This is a genomic window from Serratia sp. 22264 (assembly GCF_052045345.1).
GTDB lineage: Bacteria > Pseudomonadota > Gammaproteobacteria > Enterobacterales > Enterobacteriaceae > Serratia > Serratia plymuthica.
Genome location: NZ_JBQEOY010000001.1, coordinates 2194882 through 2214816, shown reverse-complemented (window position 1 = coordinate 2214816; position 19935 = coordinate 2194882). Strand labels below are relative to the sequence as shown.

Sequence of the window (19935 nt, the reverse complement as noted above, 5' to 3'; positions counted from 1 at the left end):
GGCGGAACTGTTTAGAACTCCACGCTCGCCTGTACCATCAGATTACGGGTTTCCCCTTCGCGCACGCGCAGATTGCCGCCGCTGGAGGTGTAGTAGTGCTCATTAAACAGGTTGTTCAGGTTCAGCTTCAACTGCGTTTTCTCGCCGAACAGGCGGTTGTTCCACGCGATGAAACTGTCGGCCACCACATAATTCGGCAGGGTGAAGCTGTTCTCCGGATCGCCCGCCCGCGTGCCGACGTAGCGCGCGCCGCCACCGACGCGGAAGTCGCCCGGAATGCCGCCGATCACCAGATTATGGCTCAGATAGAGCGCGCCTGAATGGCGTGGCGCATTCTGCAGACGGTTGCCGTTATTCGCGGCGTTCACGCCGTCGTCAATGATCTTGGCGTTGGTGTAGCTGTAATTGGCGCTCAGCTCCCAGTCCGGCAAGATCTCGCCATTCAGCTCGAGTTCCGCACCGCGAGAACGCGCTTTATTGATAGCGCGCGTTGCGCCGTTGATGCTGAGCGACATGTCGCGCTCGTCAATATTGAACAATGCCACGCTGGCGAACAGGCGCGGCGAAACCTGCCACTTGCTGCCCATCTCCCAGGTGGTGCCCTGTTCCGGCTTGCCGACGTCACCGTCATCGTCGACGTTGGTGGACGGCGTAAAGGATTTGCTGACGCTGCCGTAAAGCGAGACATCCGGCGTCAGTTTATAAATCAGCCCAGCCTGCGGCAGGAACTTGTTGCCTTCATCATCCAGCGTTTCCACCACCGGGTTGAAGCCTTTGGAGGCGCGCTGTTCGTAATGCTGATAGCGCCCGCCCAATACGGCGATCCAGTCCGGCGTCAGCGAAATGCTGTCTTTGGCGTACACCGAACGGCTGTGAATGCGGTTCAGGTTATTGCTGTTGGCGACATTTTCCGTGCTGCTGTCCGTCACGGGCGACAGGATGTCGTATTGCGGATCGTTGAAGTTAAAGCTGCTGTTGGCTTTGCCCTGGTATTGATGCGCACGGTAGGTCTGGTTCATCTCATAATCTGTACCCAGAACGATATCGTGCGTCATGCCGAAGATGTTCTGCGAACCGAGCAGGTCCCAGGAGACGTATTTGGTTTTATGGTTGAAGCCGCGGTTGGCATCGGCGCGACGCGTGACGGCGCCGGTGGTGGCGTTGACGCCGGTCACCCGAACTTCGTTGTTGTCGTAGCGGCGCTGGTTCCAGCCCAGCGTCAGGCGGGTGCTCCAGTCTTCGTTGAACTGCCAGCCATACTGGGCATTCAGCGTTTTGTTGTGGCCCCAGGCATGGTTGGCCTTGTCGTCCAGGCGGTTTTTATAGCCGATGTCGACTGGTTTGCCGTCAATAAAGGCGGTGCCGCGATCGTAAGGAATGTCGTAGCGATATTCTGAGTAGCTGATCAGGAAGCTGGCTTTTTCGCCGAACCATTGCAGCGACGGGGCGATCAGCGTGTGTTTGTCACTGCCATAATTGCGCCAATAGTCCTGATTTTGCTTCTCGGCAATCAACCGGAATGCAAAACCGTTGCCGAGCGGGCCGGTGACGTCTACCGTGCCTGTACCGCCGCCTTCGCTGGCGTAGCGGCCGCTGACGCGTGTGTGCCAGTCGTATTGCGGTTTTTTGCTGACGACATTGATCACGCCGCCCGGATTTTGGATGCCGTACAGCAGCGAAGCCGAGCCTTTCAGCACTTCAACGCGCTCAGTGGTGGCATCGAAATTCAGCCCCTGGCTGCTGCGCACGCCGTCGCGGTAAATGGAGCCGTCCGAGTTGGAACCAAAACCGCGGCGCACAAAGCCATCTTCGGTGCCCGCCAGCGTGTTGCCTTCGGCTACACCGCTGACAAAACGCATCGCATCGGCCAGGCTTTCTGCCTGATAATCTTCTAACTGTTGTTGGGTGACTACGCTGACGGACTGCGCTTCATTCAGCCTGGAGGTTGGCGTTTTGCCGGCAACGGAGCTGTTGCTGGCGCTGTAACCCTGTTCGTCTGCCGCTTGCCCGGTAACGGTGAGGGTATTGTCGTTCCATGCAGCATAGCTGGCGCCTGAGGTGAAAAACGCGGCGCCATAGATTGCGGCCAGAATGGCCGGATGGCAGCTGCGTTTAAAATAAAACAATGTGTTGTTATTCATCTAATTAAACCCGGTGTTAATGATGTTGTTATTTTCTTTTTGCCAATAAAAACCCGGCTGCTTTTAAGTGAAACCGCCAGGGTAAGGGATGCGCTTGCTTCAATGTAATTGATAATCATTCAATCATAGGGCAATGTAGTAGTAAATATGAAAATTCAACCCGCCACTACAGCGATGCGCAAAAAAATGCCTCGTTTTATGTGGGTGATTATTTTTGTGTAGTGATATGTATTTAAAGTGATTTTGTTGAATTTTTGGTTGCGGGTTTGCGACGGTTTCCCGTAGCTCAGCCGCGATGTGATTATTTTCACAGCCTGACGGCTACTACATTTAGCGCGAACGAGGCGGCCTTTGCAGGATGGCCTTGGTCAATAAACCGATGAAAAACAAACGGATTGAGCAAAGATTATGACGGGAAATGAAATAAAAAAACGTGTCGATGTTTTTGGCGAACGTTACCGCGCGCGTGCGGCGGGCCTTTCTCCACGATTACAGGCGGTGGTGCGCTACATCCATGAGCATCGCGAATCCGTAATGGAAGCGAGCGCCATGGAGATTGCCGCAGCGACGGGTACCTCGGATGCCACCGTGGTGCGGGCGGTGCAGGCATTGGGTTTTGCCGGCTTGCGCGACATGAAAAGCACGCTGGAAGCCTGGTTCGGCACCGCGATTAACTCTGAAGTAAAGATGAACGCTACCGTGAGCGATCTGGCTTGCGACATCAATTCCGGCATTGATTTCGTGTTGGGTGGGCACAAGCGCGCCTGCGACGTGTTATCTGAACCGCAAAACCGCCAGGCCATCTCGCAAGCGGTGAGCTTGCTGATTGAGGCACGCCAGGTGGCGCTATTCGGCATTAATGCCTCCGGGATTTTGGCCGACTACAGCGCCCGACTGTTTAACCGCATTGGCATTCCTGCGGTATCGCTGAATCGCTCCGGTATTGCCCTAGCCGAACAGTTGATCAGCCTCCAGCGCGGCGACGTGTTGATTATGATGGCGCAGAAATCGGCGCACAGGGAAGGGAGGACCACCCTTCGCGAAGCGAAGCGCCTCGGCATCCCGATTATTTTGCTGACCAACGCCAGCGACTCATTTTTTGCCGGGGAAGCGCATGTCGTGATCAACGTTCCCCGCGGCGGCGAGAATGGCCGCTTACCGCTGCACGGCACCGTATTGGTATGCCTGGAAATGCTGATTCTTTCCGTCGCCTCGGCCACCTCTGCACGTACGATGAAAACCATGAAGCGCATTCAGGACTTAAATCGCGGGCTTAAAGGGGCGGGGCGGAAGTAGGGGGGCGTTTGTTAGTTGGCTTGCAGGGGGATGTTGCTGGGTAGGGTAACTAGCTCGGCGGGACAGGTGTTGACTGTCTGGTTAGTGCCTGTGGCGGCTTCAGCCCAGAACAATTTGAAAACCAGAGCCTCGCTTAGAACTGTGTCTACATTACGCGGGTACGATCAATATTAGTAATGTTTATCTTTAAGCAAAATGATTGAGAGCTTCCGCCTTTCGCTCAAAGTGGACTTCTGTGCCTCACTACTAGGTAAAGGATGAAGAGCCATTAATCCACTAGCTATCAGGACGGTATTTACTCTGGAATGTCAGCCGAAAGAATTACTTATGAATAAAACGGGTACTGCGGGAGCAATGATGTTGTTATTGGGAGATGGAAAGGGACAGAGATCCAAGAATTAGGCTAATGCTACGGGGATCGCATTTAGGGCGCTAATGTCGGTGCGGCTGTTTTCTGCCACAGACTGAAATTGCTACCATAGTCACCATAATGGACGTCATGCGCTCATAGTGAGGCAGTTCGTAACGAAAAATAGGGAGTACAACGCTAAAGCTATGTCTGAAACCTCCACCAAAAACTTTCCTGCGCGCCACGGAGCCCCGTGGAGTAAAGAAGAGTTTCAGCAACTGATCCTGGCAATAGAGCAGGGCCTCACGTTAAACGAGCTTGTCGAGCGTCATCAGCGTACGTCTGGAGGCATACTCGGCGCGATTAAGCGTTTGCTCCCCTCTGAGTTTTGCCAGAACAACAATGTTGGTTCAGTGAGTGATCTGGCGCGCTATTTCAACGAATCACGAAGTCACGAACGGGAATATCTTATCAATGCCCTGTGCCCGTCTGCTGTCACTGAAAAGAAAACGGAGAAAAAACAGGAAACAGGGGCGAGCAAGCAAGCCGCTTCGTCATGTGCCACAGAGCCGGGAGCGAGCGGTAAAATACCAGATGAAAAGCAAATAACAGGTTTCGTCCCCAGTACGGAATTTCTGGATTATGTAGCCAGTGAGTTCGATGTCATCATGTTGATCAGTGCTGCTTTGGATAGTTTATCTAAGGAACGCGATCGGGATATTCTTCTCATGCGTCTCGGCACGGATGAACATCCTCATACACTCGCTGAGATCGCTGCCAAATGCGGCGTTTCTCGTGAAAGAGTGAGACAAATTCAGGAACGAGCCTTCAGGCGGCTAGCGGGTAAGTCTCGCTATGAGGGAACCCCCGGTGCTGCCCTTAAAAAGCTCATTAACGCAGTCAGCAATTCCTCGTATGAAATAGCTATATGGGTGCATCGTATCGCTCACCGTGATTTTATGACGTCGTCCGGACTAGCAGCGAAGTTTATTCTCTGCACTGCGGGTATTCAGAAGGCTAAGAGAGAGGAAATTGTGGGATTCTTCTCCGATATTTCACTGCTACAAAAGGCAAAGTTGGCAAAGTTACGCGAGCTGGATCGGAGTCGGGCTGCGAAAGAGAGAGTTGAATCTGAGCTCAGCGGCTGGTTAAGCCATACAGACTGGCCCAAAGTCATCGCTCCGCCACCGTTAGCAGTACAGCTCTCTTCGCAGCGAATAGTCAATGATTCGGATATCGCCGGTCATTTTTACTCACAGAAACTCGCACGCACCGTCCAGTACGAGTCCGGACTTGAACTCAATATCATGACGCAGTTGGAGCGTAGCGATCAGATTTCCTTTTATCAGGAACAACCCGTTGCTATACCGTACAGTTTTAAAGACAAACTCCGAAAGTACTATCCGGACCTGCTCGTTGCGACCGTTGATGGCCGGTGCCTCCTTGTTGAAGTTAAGCCTACAGACAGCATGTCCTTAAGCGTCAACCGTGCAAAAGCCAATGCGGGTCGGGCATGGGCACACGCAAGGGGGTGGGGATGGCTGGTTGTCAGCGACCGACATACGTTACGGCAACTGGAAGAACACGTCATTCCTGCGGCTAAACGGATGTTGATAGAAAACGAACTGAACACATCCGGAGTGCTTACCTGGCGCGACATGATGGGGTTACGCACGCGTCATGAACTTACACGGTTGGATCTGACTGCGTATATTATTCAGTCCGGTGCTGAGGTAGACAGATCCTACCGCATTACTGCGCGAACTGTTCGTGACTCAGGGCTAGTTATATTGGACTGAGACTATGAGCTTTCTAAAATGGGTTTATTTACAGAAACATTATCCGTTAAAGGCAGGTGTAGATAACTCTGTAATGCTTGGCTTGGTAAGCATGATGTATCGCTCATTTACCAGACATCAATTGGTGCTGCTGGAGTAATAGTGAGGATGCAGGAAGAGTGTTACATAACGGTCGTAGCAACTATATGGTTAATCTTCGCGACTGAGGATACATGTCCGCTTAGTGCCAAAAGCGGAAGTTCCAAAACAGTCTGTACTAACCACAGGGAAGTATGTCAGTTCTGATTTGCCATGAAAGCAGGCTTACCCATTAAAAAATGACGTCATCCCTATTTCAGTTGTCTCAGAAAGGTGCGATAACAGGTTATAAAACAAACAGCAAAGCATGATCGTTGGGGCAAGCGCCACAGATCAGAAATTTTCAATACTCTTATTGGGGCTAAGTATGAGCAGAGAAAAGGCTTTCGAAAAATTTAAGGAAGTTCAGAAACGGTATATCGCTAGAAAGGATACTCTTTTTGAAGCAAATGAAGCTGAAAGCCGCTTACTGGTGATAGATGAGATCCTAAACATACTGGGTTGGAATAAAGAAGAATTTACGCCGGAAGCATATTGCAGAACAGCGGGGTATGCCGATTATGTACTGAGTATGGAAAGAACGCCACGCCTTGTTGTTGAAGCCAAAAAAATCGGCGCGACCTTCGGACTTCCAAAAAACACCTTAACCTTGAACGAATACTCTGTCGCCTATCTCAAAAAAGCATTCAATAAGAAAATTTCTGAGGTTATCGATCAGGCACAAAGATACTGTGTCGAAAAAGCGGTTCAATATGCATTAATCACAAATGGTGCAGAGTGGTTTGTTTGCCCGATGCTGCCAAAAGCCGGTAAAACAACTGACTCGATGAAAGGCGTTTATTTTGGGAACATCTTTGGAGATGAGTTTTCGTTTGATCTCATGTACAACCTAATCTCTAGGGACAGCACAGAAAAGAATAATCTGGATAGCTATCTCTCTGAACTGAATCATGTACCGTCAGAAGTGTGTTACATGCTAAAAGATCATGTTCATGATTTCATTTGGGATAGTAACAAAGACAATCAATGGATCGATGATTTTTATGAAAATTTTTTCTCCCAGATAACAGAGAACAATCAGCGAAAAATGCTGGAACACTGCTTTGTCAGTGACTCTAAGTTGGATCAGTTTAAAGGAGAAATAAAAAGAGCGTTAAAAGATTCAAAACCCAGCTTTCTTCCGAATGATGCGTTAGACCTCTCACCTTCTGAAGGTAAAGAATTCATCTTAGAGCATAATACTGGTAAAGTTATCATCATTACTGGTGCCGTTGGATGTGGAAAGACTACTCTGGTGACTAAATGTTTAGTAGAAGCCAGGCAGCAAAAGAACATATATGCAACCCCAATCATCATAGATTTAATAAATGACGTTTCAAAAAATAGCATTGATGTGAAAAACGTCGTATTCACTTATCTGCATGACAAGATAAAAAACGAGTATGAAAGTGAGTTTTCATTAGATGAGCTACGCATCACATTTGCGCATGAAATTAAAGTATTAAAAAACGGCCCTTACAAGGATATATTCTCCAAGAACCCAGAAATGTTTATGGTCAAAGAAGCTGAACTACTGGAGAAGGAAATAATCAACCGGCAGGGTCTAGTATTAAAAATTTTCAAAAAGCGTGTCAAGGAAAACAAATCCGTTATTATTGTGATTGATAATGTCGACCGTGCTTCTGAATCGTTTCAAGAGGAAATTTATGCTTTATCTCATTTAATAACCCAAGCGTCGGGTGCAACAGTCATCATCACACTCAGGGAGTTCACCTTCTTTAAGAATAAAGATAAAGGCTTTCTAGACGTTAGGCCAGAAGACAAGATCATTCATCTCAAATCACCAGACTTTAACAAGCTGATTTCTACCAGGATAAAGTACATTAAAGAATATCTGAGTGAGGACTTTAGGATTAAAGACTGGAGAAAAAAATATCAGCTTCAAGATTTCTTAGGCAAAATGAATTTCTACGCTGATGTGCTGAGAAAAAATCTTCAACTGTCGAGCGAAAGCATGCCCATTCTGGAAATATTATCTTCTGTGTCGTGGCATAATATCAGAAATTTTTATCAAATGATTAAACACGTACACTACCAATTGGGAAATGAGACAGCGTGGCGTAAAAAGGATGTTATCTCTACGCTCACATACCATCCCGATCATACGGAAAAAGCATATATACCGAATGTTTACCTGCCCTATCAGAACATAAATCAGTGCTATTTCCTGAAGTTAAGGATACTCTATTTTTTGAATGACGCCGTCTCCCCCGGTGAAATTGCAAAAGGAATCAGCCTTGAAAGGATAATCCGTTTCGCATCACTTTACGGTTATAAAAAAGATTGGATTAGCAAAGCAATTGAAAGCTCGGTTAAAGAAAGAATTATTGAATGTATTGAACTACCCTCTGACAGCGATTTCAACATAGAATACACTGTTAGCTCAGCCCATACATTTCGTATATCGCCTTTAGGCACCTGTTTGATACTCGATATCTGCCACACATCCATTTACCTGTCTTTAACATCTCTTTATTTGCCTTTCCATGAAAAAATGCCCTATAACGAAGCAAAACAAGAACTCACCAGACTGATCAATGCAATTTATAATGATAAGAGTATTAACACCAATCATGAGATTATTGATCTGGTCGAAGAAAGTCAGATGCCAATTATAATATCAAGATATCTGTCATCAGAGTATTTAAGAGAAAAGCTGACTTTATCATTACTGAGAACTCAAACAGACGTGCTCTTAACGGAAAAAAGCATAAACCGACTTGTAGCATCGTTCAGTCGTAATATAGGTAACAACGACGAGTTTACCACTAACCGTGAGAAAAACGATCACGGTAATTTATCTTTCGATTTCGATGATGGAATTGAAAAAAACAGCACATCCGGTGAAGAGAGAGACATCCCAACTTCATTCAAGCCATTATCTCTTGAAAATGCCATGTCCTGTGGAAGTGAGTATATCCCTCTCATTTTTGTCGCTCTGGTGATACGATCCTATCTTGGTTTTGAGGCCAGTATCGGTACTCAGATTACAGAAACAATTAACGATTATATAGTAAATGATGATAATAAAAAATATACAAATAATGTTTCACGTGCGCTGCGTTCTAACTCTCTAATCAAACAGAAATGGTTGCTGATCAGGACGGATTTGCATCCTAAGTTCAGGAAGTTTTCACTGAGCAGCACCTGGCAGTCAGAATGGATTGAAATATTCGGTGAAGAACCACCAGAAATCGAAATTTGACGCGGGGGCTAAGGAGAAAAGTATTCAATTAAACTGTAAAAGTGAAATTGAAGATCAGTCGATAGTTGGTCAATTGACCTACCTCTCGCAGATCCCCCACGTGGCAATGTTAGTATTACACCTATAGGTGAACGTCCGCTTCCCTCTTAGCTGCCGTACGAGTCCCTCTTGTGGGCAGCTCTGTGCCATAAGCGAAAGTTAGTAGTATCACATCAACTCAAGCAGCGAATCTCTGAGATAACCCTCCAGCAGAGATGCACACATTCGCGTTTCATATGACATCATGCCTGCCGGTGGATGGAGCAAATAGGCACTAAAAGGCGGGATCTGGTAGTGGCTTAAAAGGGGTATTAGCACTCCCTTTTCAATTTCGTTTCTGCAAGCCGGAAATTGCAAAACACCAATGGCATGCCCAGCTAATAAATAGGTGAGGATACTCCGCCAGTGCGTGGACTGAAATTTAACATTGACGGGAACATTAATGAGTTGGTCTTCAGAGGTGATCAATTGAATGCGATTACTGGCAAATACGCCAGAAACAGCAGCAAATGGATAATCAGCCAGCGCATCCGGAGAGGGTGGATAACCCATTTTAGCCAGCAAAGCAGGAGAGGCCAGTAACACTCTGCGCACGGTGCCAAGCGGACGTGCGACAAAAAAGCCTTCTGAAACATCTCCTAGCCTCAATGATAAATCCACACCCTCAGTGACAGGGTCGATGACTCGGTCGTTAAAAATGACATCGACCTGCAGCCCCGGATGTTCGTTCTGAAGCTGCAACAATGCAGGCATCAGCAAGCTTTCCCCGGCAGAATAGGGCGCGGCAATACGGATTTTGCCTTGCAGACCCTGATTTTCTTCATTCACAGAAAGAGCGTGCTCTGCCGCCTGAATTGCCGTTTTACTTCGCTCATAAAACAAGTTACCGCTATGCGTCAGAGACATGTTACGCGTGTTGCGCCTTAGCAAACGCGTACCAAGATGTGCTTCCAGTTTTTCTATTCTTTCACTGACGGCGGGTTGGCCAATGCCGAGATCGCGGGCTGCAGCCGACATGCTGCCCCGCTCAACCACCCTGATGAATATGCGCATTGCTGAGAAGAGATCCATTTGCCGATTATATTGGTTTTACCGATAAATGTAAGTGGATACGGGCATCTACTGTTCTTCCGCGAAATGATGAAAACTAAAGACTCAAGTATGAGTTAAGCTAAATGTTAATCTATTTCATTGATTTATTGGTGGAAAACAATTATGTCAGATATCAAACTTTTCATGTTCCAGTCAGGAACGCAGCATTGTAAATATCAGCATATTCGGATGAATCAGGGCGTGGGAGAGAGTTATGAAATCCCTGTCCCCTGGTTCCTGCTGACACATCCGGATGGTTTTACTCTGATTGACGGTGGTCTGGCTGTAGAAGGATTGAAAGACCCCGGTGCCTATTGGGGAAGTGCTATAGAGCAGTTTAAACCGGTGATGTCAGAACAACAGGGCTGCTTAGAACAACTTAAAAGGATTGGCATTGCCCCTGAGGATATCCGCTATGTGGTCCTGTCCCATTTGCACTCTGATCACACTGGAGCTATTGGTCGCTTCCCACATGCCACTCATGTGGTACAGAGGCGCGAGTATGAATATGCCTTTGCCCCTGACTGGTTTACATCTGGAGCCTATTGCCGACACGATTACGATCGTCCAGAACTTAACTGGCTTTTTCTAAACGGGTTGTCGGATGATAACTATGACCTTTACGGTGACGGCACGTTACAGTGTATTTTCACGCCAGGGCATTCACCGGGACATCAATCTTTTCTTATCAGATTACCCAGTGGTACAAATTTTACGCTAGCGATTGATGCAGCTTATACCTTAGATCATTACCATGAGAAGGCGCTCCCTGGCCTGATGACGTCAGCCACTGATGTCGCTCAGTCTGTCCGAAAGCTGCGTCAGCTTACCGAGCGATATAATGCGGTATTAATACCCGGTCATGACCCTGAAGAATGGAAAAAAAACAGGCTTGCTCCAGCCTATTACAGTTGAATCATTCCTCACTCATGCTTTTAAAAACGGACTGACCGGAACGGCAAAAACATTGGCAAGCACTCGGGGAATAACAATGGCACGCCGAATTGAGCTTCGGGGTATAGCTAATACTCTTAATGAGAGCTTTGTTAGTCGCAACAACGATTTTAGAGGATACTGGACTATTGGCCAGTTAAAATCATTCGCTATCGATAATGGCCTTAGCTCAATGGAGTTCTCTCTTACCATACCTAAGACCGATTCCATCTTTAATATTGTACGTCATTACAGAGGTATGCTCGGACATCTGCGCATGGCTGCTTTAAGCAAGGTGCTTGCCCTCGATCCTCTACGTATCCAAATACGGCGCCAATACCTGCTGCGACCACGCCATAAAACTGCGTACGCGGCGCGACAAGTTTTGCCGGTGCGCGACGACGAATGACACGGTCAAGGGCTCGGGGCGCAAATCCGGCAGTATCTCTACGAGCTCGCCGTTCTCAATGTATTCGATCAGGCTTGAGCGTCCCGCCTGGATCAGCCCCAAACCGGCCAGCCCTGCGGCATGGTAAGTCTGCACGCTATTGACGCTGATAGAGCCTGCCAGCGTCAGCGTGGCGTAGCCGTCACCCTTTGGGTATTCCCATCCAAACGGCCGGCTCCCCAAGATTGGCGCGTAGTGGATCATGCGGTGTCCCTGCGCCAATAAATCCTCAAGCGTATGGGGCATGCCGTGGTTTTTCAGGTAAGCGGGGCTTGCCACGTTCACCATGCTTAAAGCGCCCATCTTCTGCGCGACGAGCGTTTCGTCGACAATCTCTCCGATGCGCAGCGCGCAATCTATGCCTTCCTGAATCAGATCCACGCGCCGGTCGGTACTGGATATCTCTAACTGAATTTCTGGGTAGGTGGCCATAAACGAAGGGAGCGCGGGCACGATCGGGGTACGGGCCAGTTCGGTGGGCAGATCGATGCGCAGCCGCCCGCGCAGCGGCGCTTTGCTGCCTGCGAACATGCTATTTAATTCTTCGGCATCCGCCAGCAACGCGCGTGCGCGGTTGTAAAAAGCGCGCCCATCTTCGGTCAATTGCACGGTACGCGTCGAGCGGTGCAGCAGCCGCACGCCCATAGCCGCTTCGATGCGGCGCACCACGTTCGAGGCCCGGCCTTTTTGAATGCCGAGGCTTTCCGCCGCATGGGTGAAGCTCGCCATTTCCGCGATACGTACAAAAATGGCCAAAGAGTCGAGATCTTGCATTGTGTCGTTTCGCGATAACTGTGGGTTTCGATTGGCATACTTTATGACAAAAATAGAATGACGCATAGTCACCTCTCCGGGAGCCAGAAGGGCTGGCCCCTGGCCATTCGGAGCAGATGCAGGGCCGGTTCTGAAGAACCTTAACGTTAAACGCAAAGAGGCAGTCATTGTAGCCAAAGCATTTAACCCGTCCGGCCCTGGTCCTCATGAGCGTGAAGACCCACCCCAACGCGTATGCCGCCCGGGGCGCGCATCAAGCCGAACTGAATCGACCCTAACCCTGAACTTTCAAGCGCAGTACTCACTTAACCAAAAGGTAAATCATGAGCATATCCAGGGAAACGTATATCGATTACGACGCCGTGATGCAGGCGCCTATCCATCGCGTGTTCGCCGAGCCAGATACGCAGAAGCGCCGTGCGGCGATCCGAGAGATCTATGCCGAAAACGTCCAGGTTTACGAACCTGGCGTCGAAGCGAGCGGGTATGAAGGTATCGAACAGGTCGTCAACGAGGTGTTATCGCAGGCACCTCCGGGCTTTGTGTTCGGCACCTTCGGGCCGGCGGTCGGGCATCACGGTGTCGGCCGCCTGCGCTGGCATTTCGGGCCGCAAGAAGGGCCACCGGCGTTAACCGGGCTCGATATTGTCGAGATCCTCGACGGCAAGATCACCAAACTTTACGTGTTTCTCGACCCCGTGCCGGCCTAAGGCCCGCGTCGATTGAAAGGTTATCAGGGGCATTCTGCCATTGCGCGAATGGCTGAAAAGAAAACGCTCAGTTAACCAGGCGAGGCAGTATCTGGCCATGGTGATATTTTCGCCATGGCCATTTAAAAACAATGTAACGGCGTAAATGCGATCCCTTGCCGATGCTAAATGGGTATCTCGGTTTTTTTTTACTGCGGTTTTCTGTGCTGGCTTTGTTTTTATGAATGGTTGTTGATGCTGGGTTTTATGCTGTGACTGGTTTTTTTATACAAAATTCAAAGGGTGAAACGATTAGAGTTGCCGTTAATTTTAATAGAAATTATTATCATTTGCATCTTGATTTCAAGAAAATAGAATAAATTATTCTAAGATTGAACCCAAATCCCGAGGATTTTCATTTTATGGGCGTTCGTAATTTAATCACCTTTTTGATGTTCATTGTTTTTTTGACTGGGGCCAGCATAGCTAATGCTGCCACCACGACCTTAACAGATGTTATGGGGCGGCAGGTTACTGTTGATACGCCGGTAAAGCGGGCTATCTTAGGATTTAACTTCGAAGATTACATGGCTGTGGGTGGGGAAGCCGCATTCGATCACGTCATAGGCATTTCGCGTGAAGCATGGCGAGGAAAAGTACCCGCCAATTGGAATATGTACGTTAAACAAATGCCGTCCCTTGCCCGCATCGCCGATATTGGCGAGGTCGATCTCCATAATATCTCGCTTGAAAATATCATCTCGTTAAAACCTGACGTGGTTATTTTGGCTCAGTGGCAGTATGTCGCTTTAAAATATGAAGTGTCTCGCCTTGAAGCGTTGAAAATCCCGGTTGTTGTGATCGACTACAATGCTCAAACGGTAGAAAAACATGTTAGCTCTACCAAAATATTTGGAATACTGACGGGGCAAGAAAAACGGGCCCAGGAACTCTCGGATCTTTACGCCAATAACATTGCAGATGTGCAACGCAGAGTAAACAGTTCGGGCCTGAAAAAACCCAAGGTTTATATTGAGTTTGGGAACAAAGGGCCTGGTGAATATTCATTTACCTATGGCGAGAACATGTGGGGCGCGATGCTGAAACTCGCCGGCGCGGATAATATAGCTGCATCACTTTTTGAGTGGTGGGGTGTCATTAATCCAGAGCAGGTTCTGGTTGCGATGCCAGATGCGATTTTTATCTCGGGAAGAGAAAACAACAAGGTTTCGTCGGCACTGTCCATGGGGGTTGGCGTTGATAAAAGCATGGCCACTCAGCAGCTTATCGGTTTTTCTGCGCGTAATGGCTGGGCCTCGCTGCCGGCGATCAAAAACAAACAGCTCTTCGGCGTATACCAAGGCGCATCCAGAACGCTTTCCGATTTCGCCATGATTCAGTTTATCGCCAAATCACTTTACCCAGAGCAGTTTAAAGATGTGGATCCGGTAAAAAATTACCTGGATTACTATGCTAAGTATCTGCCGGTGAAACCCGAAGGGACATTCGCTATTTCTGCATGGAAGTGAATTTCAATCCGCTTTAAATAGTGGATTCAGACTGCTGACAAAGCCCGTTATTAGGGAGAGCGTGCCGAAGGGGTCGTAACGGCCTTGGCCGTCGGAGCGCCCCTCGGTGCGCTAGGCCCGGGTATCTTGGACTCAAAGACAACTTTGTCATCAACTTTAATCCGCTTTAAATAGCGGATTTCACTATTGGCCCCCTTTAAACGCGTGCATTCAAGCGGTGGGGGCTTTATTGCCGACGAACGGCATTTTGAACGGCATGTTTGTCAGCGTCTTAGCCTTCAAATGCAATCAGAGCATAAGGTCAGAGGAGGCTGCCGATCCGTGTCTAAAAGGTTGCCGTTGCCCAATAAGCGGCTATCATCTCTTCTTTACGCCCTTGCCGCCTCTGAAAGGATTGTCTGCCGCTATGCCCGTGAATTTTGATCTCAACGATCTTTATGCCTTCCGAGCGCTGGTTGAATACGGTAATTTTCGCCTTGCCGCAGAGTCCATCTGCCTTTCGCAGTCCGCATTGAGCCGCAGAATAGAGAAGCTGGAATCCGCGTTGGGCATCAAGTTGTTCGACAGAACCACCCGGCGCGTCACCCTGACGCTGTATGGGCAGACCTTTGCCGAACGTTCAGACCTGCTACTGGCGAATGTCGAGTCGGTATTGGCGGATATCAATAAGGTCAGCCAGGATCGCGTGGGGCTGGTCACCGTCGCCACGGTGCCTTCGGCGGCCTACTATTTCATGCCCGACGTGATCCGCCGTTTCCAGGCCCGCTACCCACGAGTACGCGTCAAGCTTATCGATAGCAGTGCAGGTAACGTCATCGAAGCGGTCGCCAGCGGCCAGGCGGATTTCGGCATCTGTTTCGCGACAAACCTGCAACCCAATATCGAATTTTTGCCGCTGGTGGGGGATGTCTACGTGGCTGCCTGCCGGCGCGATCATCCCATCGCCAGTAAAAAAAGCCTGACCTGGCGCGAGTTTTATCAGCAGGATTATGTGGGGCTGGATAAGACGTCCGGTAACCGCAATCTGCTCGATCAGAGGCTGGAGCACATCATCCCTGAGCGCCCCAGCATCTGCGAAACCCGCCATGTGACGACCATGCTGGGTATGGTTGAAGCGGGTGTCGGCATTGCCGCCGTACCCGCGATGTCGATGCCGGCGTCAGAGCATTCGGTGCTGACACACCTGCCGCTGACCGACCCGGTGGTGAAGCGCACGGTTGGCCTGATCCGGCGCAGCGGGCGCATGCAGTCCTACGTTGCCGCCGAGCTGGAAAAGTTGATTACTGAACAGTATCAGGCTGTTTAACCGGCTGTTCAGCTTTCACGGTTCTCATCCCGGTGGCGCGAATGGTGTTTTGCGCCTCGGCGGAAGACAGGAAATCCAGCAGCGCTTTGCCTTCCTGGCGGTGTTCCGCTTTGGCGGTGACCGCGCCGGCAAAGCGGGTAATGTACTGCACATCCTCAGGCAGTTCGCCGATAAAGGTGACGCCCGGCACCGGCAGCAGTTCACTCACTTGCTGGAAACCTATCGCATATTTCCCTTTCGCCACCTCGGATGCCACCGGAATGCGCTCGATCATGTGCGCTTTCTCTTTCACCTGGTCTTCGATCCCCAGTTTTTTGAACAGCTGGCTGCTGACATAGCGGCCGCTGGCACTGTCCGAATAGGCAATGGATTGGGCATGCAGCAGGGTAGTGCGCAGATCGGCATCCTTTTGGATAGTGGGTTTAGGGTCGCCTTGTTTGACCACCATGCCAATCGGCGAGTCGGCCAGCTCCACGCGCGAACCCGGCTGGATCCAGTTATCCTTTTCCAGATTTTTCAGCGCATCACCCACCATAATCACCACATCGGCCTTTTCTCCGCGAGCCAGGCGCGCGGGGATCGCCTGGGGCGTTTTACCCATAGAAGGGCCGGACACCAAAATGATGTGGTCGCCGCTCTTGGCTTCATATTGCGGGGCCAGTTTTTCCAGTGCGGCTTTAAACCCGCCTGAGATCATGACGGTCACGTCTTTGGCCAGAACACCCGTGCTGACAGAGGAAAGCACCAGCGTGGCGAGGAGTGAACGATAAATTTTTTGCATGACGTAATCCCTGGTTTAACGTGCGGTGTGTAGTGTTAACGCGCTGCGACGGTACAGATAAAGCGTCGCCAGCAATGCGCATACGGCAGCAAAACTCATCCAGTAGCCGGGTGAGGCCTTATCGCCGGTGTACTCAATCAGTGCGGTAGAAATAACCGGCGTAAATCCGCCAAAGATCGCGGTCGCCAGGCTGTAGGCCAGCGAGAAACCGGCAACCCGGACCTCCGTCGGCATGATCTCCGTTAACGCCGGGATCATGGCGCCGTTGTAGAGGCCGTAGAGGAAGGACAACCACAACAGTACCGTCAGCATCATCGAAAAGCTGGGGGCTTCGGCAAGCAGGCTAAGTGCCGGATAGGCAGTGATCAGCGCCAGCAGCGCCATGGTCACCAAAACCGGCTTGCGGCCAAAACGGTCCGACAGGGCACCGCCGACCGGCAGCCAAAGGAAGTTGGAGATCGCGACCAGCAAGGTCACCAACAGGCTGTCGGAGGCGCTGAGCATCAGCACTTTTTTACCGAAGGTCGGCGCATAGACGGTGATCAGATAAAACGCGGTGGTGGTCATGGCGACCATCAGCATGCCGGCGATAACCACCTGCCAGTTCGCCAACAGGGTTTTAAACACGTCGCGCATCGCCAGGTGGTTGCGGCGGGCGGCGAACTCCTGGGTCTCTTCCAGTTTGCGGCGCAGGAAGAAGATGAAAGGCACAATCAGGCAGCCGAACAGGAAAGGCAGACGCCAGCCCCATTCGCGAATGGCGCTTTCTTCCATGAAGGCATTCAGTGCGAAGCCCATCGCCGCGGCCACCATAATGGCCACTTGCTGGCTGCCGGACTGCCAACTGGTGTAAAAGCCTTTGCGGCCTGGCGTGGCAATCTCGGCCAAATAAACGGATACGCCGCCCAGCTCAGCACCCGCTGAGAAGCCTTGCAATAAACGGCCAACCAGCACCAGCAGCGGCGCCCAGAGCCCGATCGTCTGATAGGACGGGATAAGCACGATCAGGAAGGTCCCGGCGGCCATGATCGACAGGGTAACGATCAGCCCCTTGCGTCTGCCGACTTTATCGATGTACGCGCCCAGCACGATTGCGCCGATAGGGCGCATCAGGAAGCCCGCGCCAAAGACCGCGAAGGTCATCATCAACGAGGCGAATTCACTGCTGGCCGGGAAAAAGGTATGGGCGATGTAGGTGGCATAAAACCCGAACAGGAAAAAATCAAACTGCTCCAGAAAGTTGCCAGAGGTCACGCGCAGTATCGCGCTGATCCTTGCCCGAGTCGTCATTGGTGCGTTAGGTGAATGCATCTTTATCTCCAGTTTGCTTTAGCGCTTTTGCCGCGCCTGTTTCTGCAGACTGGACCATGAAAATAAAGTAAATAAGCGCAATAAACTCATGGACTGATGCGTTTGACGCATGAATTATTGTTAACAATTGGCCGCGATAAGCTGCAACGGGCCATTAACAAGTTTGCCCCGTGCAGCCTTGCTCATTACAGGCTAAAAACTTCATGCGCGTTTTGTGACAGGCTTCATACAAGGCGAAGGGGCAGAAAAATGCCGAGCGGGGGGCAAAAGGGGGCATTTGGGTTTTTCGCCGATTTCCCCGGAATTGAGCTTCTTTCTTACGCAAAAAAAGATGGCCGTCCGCTACGGGGTTTTTGTGACGTGGTGTTTGGCTCGCTTTTGATCTGACAACCACAACGAGTCTGCCGCAACCCCTTAATCGGCCACAATAAAGCTTGCGCTGATCGCAAACCGGGCCCTGATGAAAAGGCTAGCGCAGCCGTGAAGGAGGCAGGCCAAAGCGCTGAGTGAATCGCTCGGCAAAACGCGAAACCGATTTGTAGCCGCAGGCGTCAGCCACCTGCGCCATGTTCCAGCGGGTAGTTTGTATCAGCATCAGGCCGTGGTGCATGCGTATATCCACGAGCAGCTTCTCAAAGCTGCCCCCTTCCTCGCGTAAGCGTCTGCGCAGGGTGGATTCACTCATCGCCAGCGCTTCGCCGGCAGAGCGCGCGGTCCAGTCGGTTTCTGGTGAAGCACGCAGCAGATGGCTTAAGCGCGGTAAAACACCCTGCCGCCGGGGCAGAGCAAAATGAATATTTTGTTCTGCCAGGACCAGCAGCAAGTCGAATATTCTCAAACGTATTCTTGCATCACTGAGATTCGGTTGCGCCAGGTTTTTCAGCAGCGTTTGCAACGACTCTCGCAGCGCGCCGTTAAGCGCCGTCGCGGTAAATTTCGGCTTCTTTCTGTCACCTGAGAGAGATAAATGGCTTTGCGAGAACTGATAAAAAGATTCCAGCACATCGGCGCTGAAAGTCAGGAACAGCGATCGGAACGGGGAACCGTTATCCGGGGGAAACTTGGTATAATCAGCAATGACTCCCTGATCTATAAAGCCCACGGCGGCCGTATCAGCCAGGGTATGACTTTCTCCCGAGGTCAGAAATTCAATTCGCCCCGCCAGTACGATGAGCACCGTCGGTTCGAAGAAGCAAAATGCGGGGGTGCTTTGTCTCACTTTGAGCTGCGGGTAAGCCACCGAAACCAGATTATCGCGGCTGAGACTGCTGCCATCATAGTCTGACCAGAAAAGAGATTCATTGCTCATGGCGTCTTGTTCATCCGGGACAACTAACCGACTTTCTCTGGTCATTATTTACCTGTTGATGGCTCGTGGTGAGTTAAACCTTCACGTCCGGATTCAGGGTATAGATCCCTGTCAGCGTGGCCGTTGCCAGTACGTTGCTGTTTTCCAGTGCACGACGAACGTTAGCGCCAGTCAACTCTCCCTCTACGTTTAATGTCGGCATCGGAATAGCATATAACGTGAATATGTAATGATGAACCAATTCATCATTCCACGGCGGGCAGGGACCATCATAGCCATAATATGTTCCGGCCATTGACTCATCACCGGCAAACCACGCGGTGTAATCATTGATGCCATGGATAAGACCGTCCGGTGCGGAAGGGCCCTGCTTGCCTCTGGCAGAAATGCCGCTGGACTGAGTGCCTTCAATAATTTCGCCCTGATCCGCCGGAATGTTCAACAGCGACCAGTGATAGAAATCTGCACGGGGCAGAGACGCCGGAACGGTTTTTCCCGGTTGATTAACATCTTCTGCGCTGGTTGGAACATCAGGATCGTGGCAAAGAAGCACCAGAGCCTGTGTGCCTGCCGGCACATCTTCCCAGGCAAGATGTGGGTTGAGGTTGTCAGATAAACGAATGCGGTTTTCTGGATCATAAACGGCAAAGCTGTTCTTGCCTGGGATGGCCTCACCGTCTTTAAAACTGTGGCTGTATAATTTCATGTTATTGCCTTATCAATGGCGGAAAACACGATTATACGACCATTGTACATCCTGAGATTTACTCATCCGGTCAAATTACTTCCTTAAGCT

General features: G+C 50.2%; 14 protein-coding genes. 7 read left to right on the top strand and 7 right to left on the bottom strand.

Annotated elements, in window-relative coordinates:
* Positions 1-11: 11 nt before the first annotated feature.
* Positions 12-2141, bottom strand: coding sequence for a TonB-dependent siderophore receptor (locus tag ACTJJ1_RS10345; protein WP_440833480.1), 2130 nt, complete (start codon positions 2139-2141; stop codon positions 12-14).
* A 408-nt stretch (positions 2142-2549) separates the two neighbouring features.
* Here ACTJJ1_RS10345 and ACTJJ1_RS10340 point away from each other — a divergent pair, with 408 nt between their 5' ends.
* The 3 genes from ACTJJ1_RS10340 (at position 2550) to ACTJJ1_RS10330 (ending at position 8928) form a co-directional block, all read left to right on the top strand.
* Positions 2550-3437: a MurR/RpiR family transcriptional regulator gene (locus ACTJJ1_RS10340; RefSeq protein WP_440833478.1), complete on the top strand. Its 888-nt coding sequence runs from the start codon at positions 2550-2552 to the stop codon at positions 3435-3437.
* Positions 3438-3992: 555 nt separating this feature from the next.
* Positions 3993-5585, top strand: coding sequence for a sigma factor-like helix-turn-helix DNA-binding protein (locus tag ACTJJ1_RS10335; protein WP_440833476.1), 1593 nt, complete (start codon positions 3993-3995; stop codon positions 5583-5585).
* A gap of 445 nt (positions 5586-6030) precedes the next feature.
* The gene (locus ACTJJ1_RS10330; protein WP_440833474.1) at positions 6031-8928 is read left to right on the top strand and encodes an AAA family ATPase; all 2898 of its coding nucleotides are present in this window, start codon (positions 6031-6033) and stop codon (positions 8926-8928) included.
* A 207-nt stretch (positions 8929-9135) separates the two neighbouring features.
* On the opposite strand, the gene ACTJJ1_RS10325 is transcribed toward ACTJJ1_RS10330, so the two are convergent.
* Entirely contained in the window at positions 9136-10020 is an 885-nt protein-coding gene (locus ACTJJ1_RS10325) for a LysR family transcriptional regulator (RefSeq protein ID WP_440833472.1), read from the bottom strand.
* Positions 10021-10179: 159 nt separating this feature from the next.
* On the opposite strand from ACTJJ1_RS10325, the gene ahlK reads away from it, so the two are divergent.
* A complete protein-coding gene (gene ahlK / locus ACTJJ1_RS10320; RefSeq protein ID WP_440833640.1) occupies positions 10180-10974 on the top strand; it encodes an N-acyl homoserine lactonase AhlK in 795 nt (264 codons plus the stop codon).
* A 331-nt stretch (positions 10975-11305) separates the two neighbouring features.
* On the opposite strand, the gene ACTJJ1_RS10315 is transcribed toward ahlK, so the two are convergent.
* Entirely contained in the window at positions 11306-12214 is a 909-nt protein-coding gene (locus ACTJJ1_RS10315) for a LysR family transcriptional regulator (RefSeq protein WP_440833470.1), read from the bottom strand.
* Between the two features lie 323 nt (positions 12215-12537).
* On the opposite strand from ACTJJ1_RS10315, the gene ACTJJ1_RS10310 reads away from it, so the two are divergent.
* The 3 genes from ACTJJ1_RS10310 to ACTJJ1_RS10300 all read left to right on the top strand — a co-directional run bounded on the left by ACTJJ1_RS10310 (position 12538) and on the right by ACTJJ1_RS10300 (position 15738).
* The gene (locus ACTJJ1_RS10310; protein ID WP_440833468.1) at positions 12538-12924 is read left to right on the top strand and encodes a nuclear transport factor 2 family protein; all 387 of its coding nucleotides are present in this window, start codon (positions 12538-12540) and stop codon (positions 12922-12924) included.
* A 401-nt stretch (positions 12925-13325) separates the two neighbouring features.
* On the top strand, positions 13326-14432 hold the full coding sequence (locus ACTJJ1_RS10305) for an ABC transporter substrate-binding protein (protein ID WP_440833466.1): 1107 nt from the start codon (positions 13326-13328) through the stop codon (positions 14430-14432).
* 406 nt (positions 14433-14838) lie between these two features.
* Positions 14839-15738: a LysR family transcriptional regulator gene (locus ACTJJ1_RS10300; protein WP_004946633.1), complete on the top strand. Its 900-nt coding sequence runs from the start codon at positions 14839-14841 to the stop codon at positions 15736-15738.
* Here the strand turns inward: ACTJJ1_RS10300 and ACTJJ1_RS10295 are convergent.
* From ACTJJ1_RS10295 to ACTJJ1_RS10280, 4 genes are all read right to left on the bottom strand, one after another.
* Positions 15713-16519, bottom strand: a complete 807-nt coding sequence (locus tag ACTJJ1_RS10295; protein WP_122288943.1) for a substrate-binding domain-containing protein — start codon at positions 16517-16519, stop codon at positions 15713-15715. The two genes, ACTJJ1_RS10300 and ACTJJ1_RS10295, sit on opposite strands and share 26 nt — an antisense overlap.
* A 15-nt stretch (positions 16520-16534) precedes the next feature.
* The gene (locus tag ACTJJ1_RS10290; RefSeq protein WP_004946629.1) at positions 16535-17830 is read right to left on the bottom strand and encodes an MFS transporter; all 1296 of its coding nucleotides are present in this window, start codon (positions 17828-17830) and stop codon (positions 16535-16537) included.
* A 469-nt stretch (positions 17831-18299) separates the two neighbouring features.
* Positions 18300-19070, bottom strand: coding sequence for a helix-turn-helix transcriptional regulator (locus tag ACTJJ1_RS10285; protein ID WP_440833463.1), 771 nt, complete (start codon positions 19068-19070; stop codon positions 18300-18302).
* Between the two features lie 142 nt (positions 19071-19212).
* On the bottom strand, positions 19213-19845 hold the full coding sequence (locus tag ACTJJ1_RS10280; protein WP_020439362.1) for a YbhB/YbcL family Raf kinase inhibitor-like protein: 633 nt from the start codon (positions 19843-19845) through the stop codon (positions 19213-19215).
* Between the last annotated feature and the right edge of the window lie 90 nt (positions 19846-19935).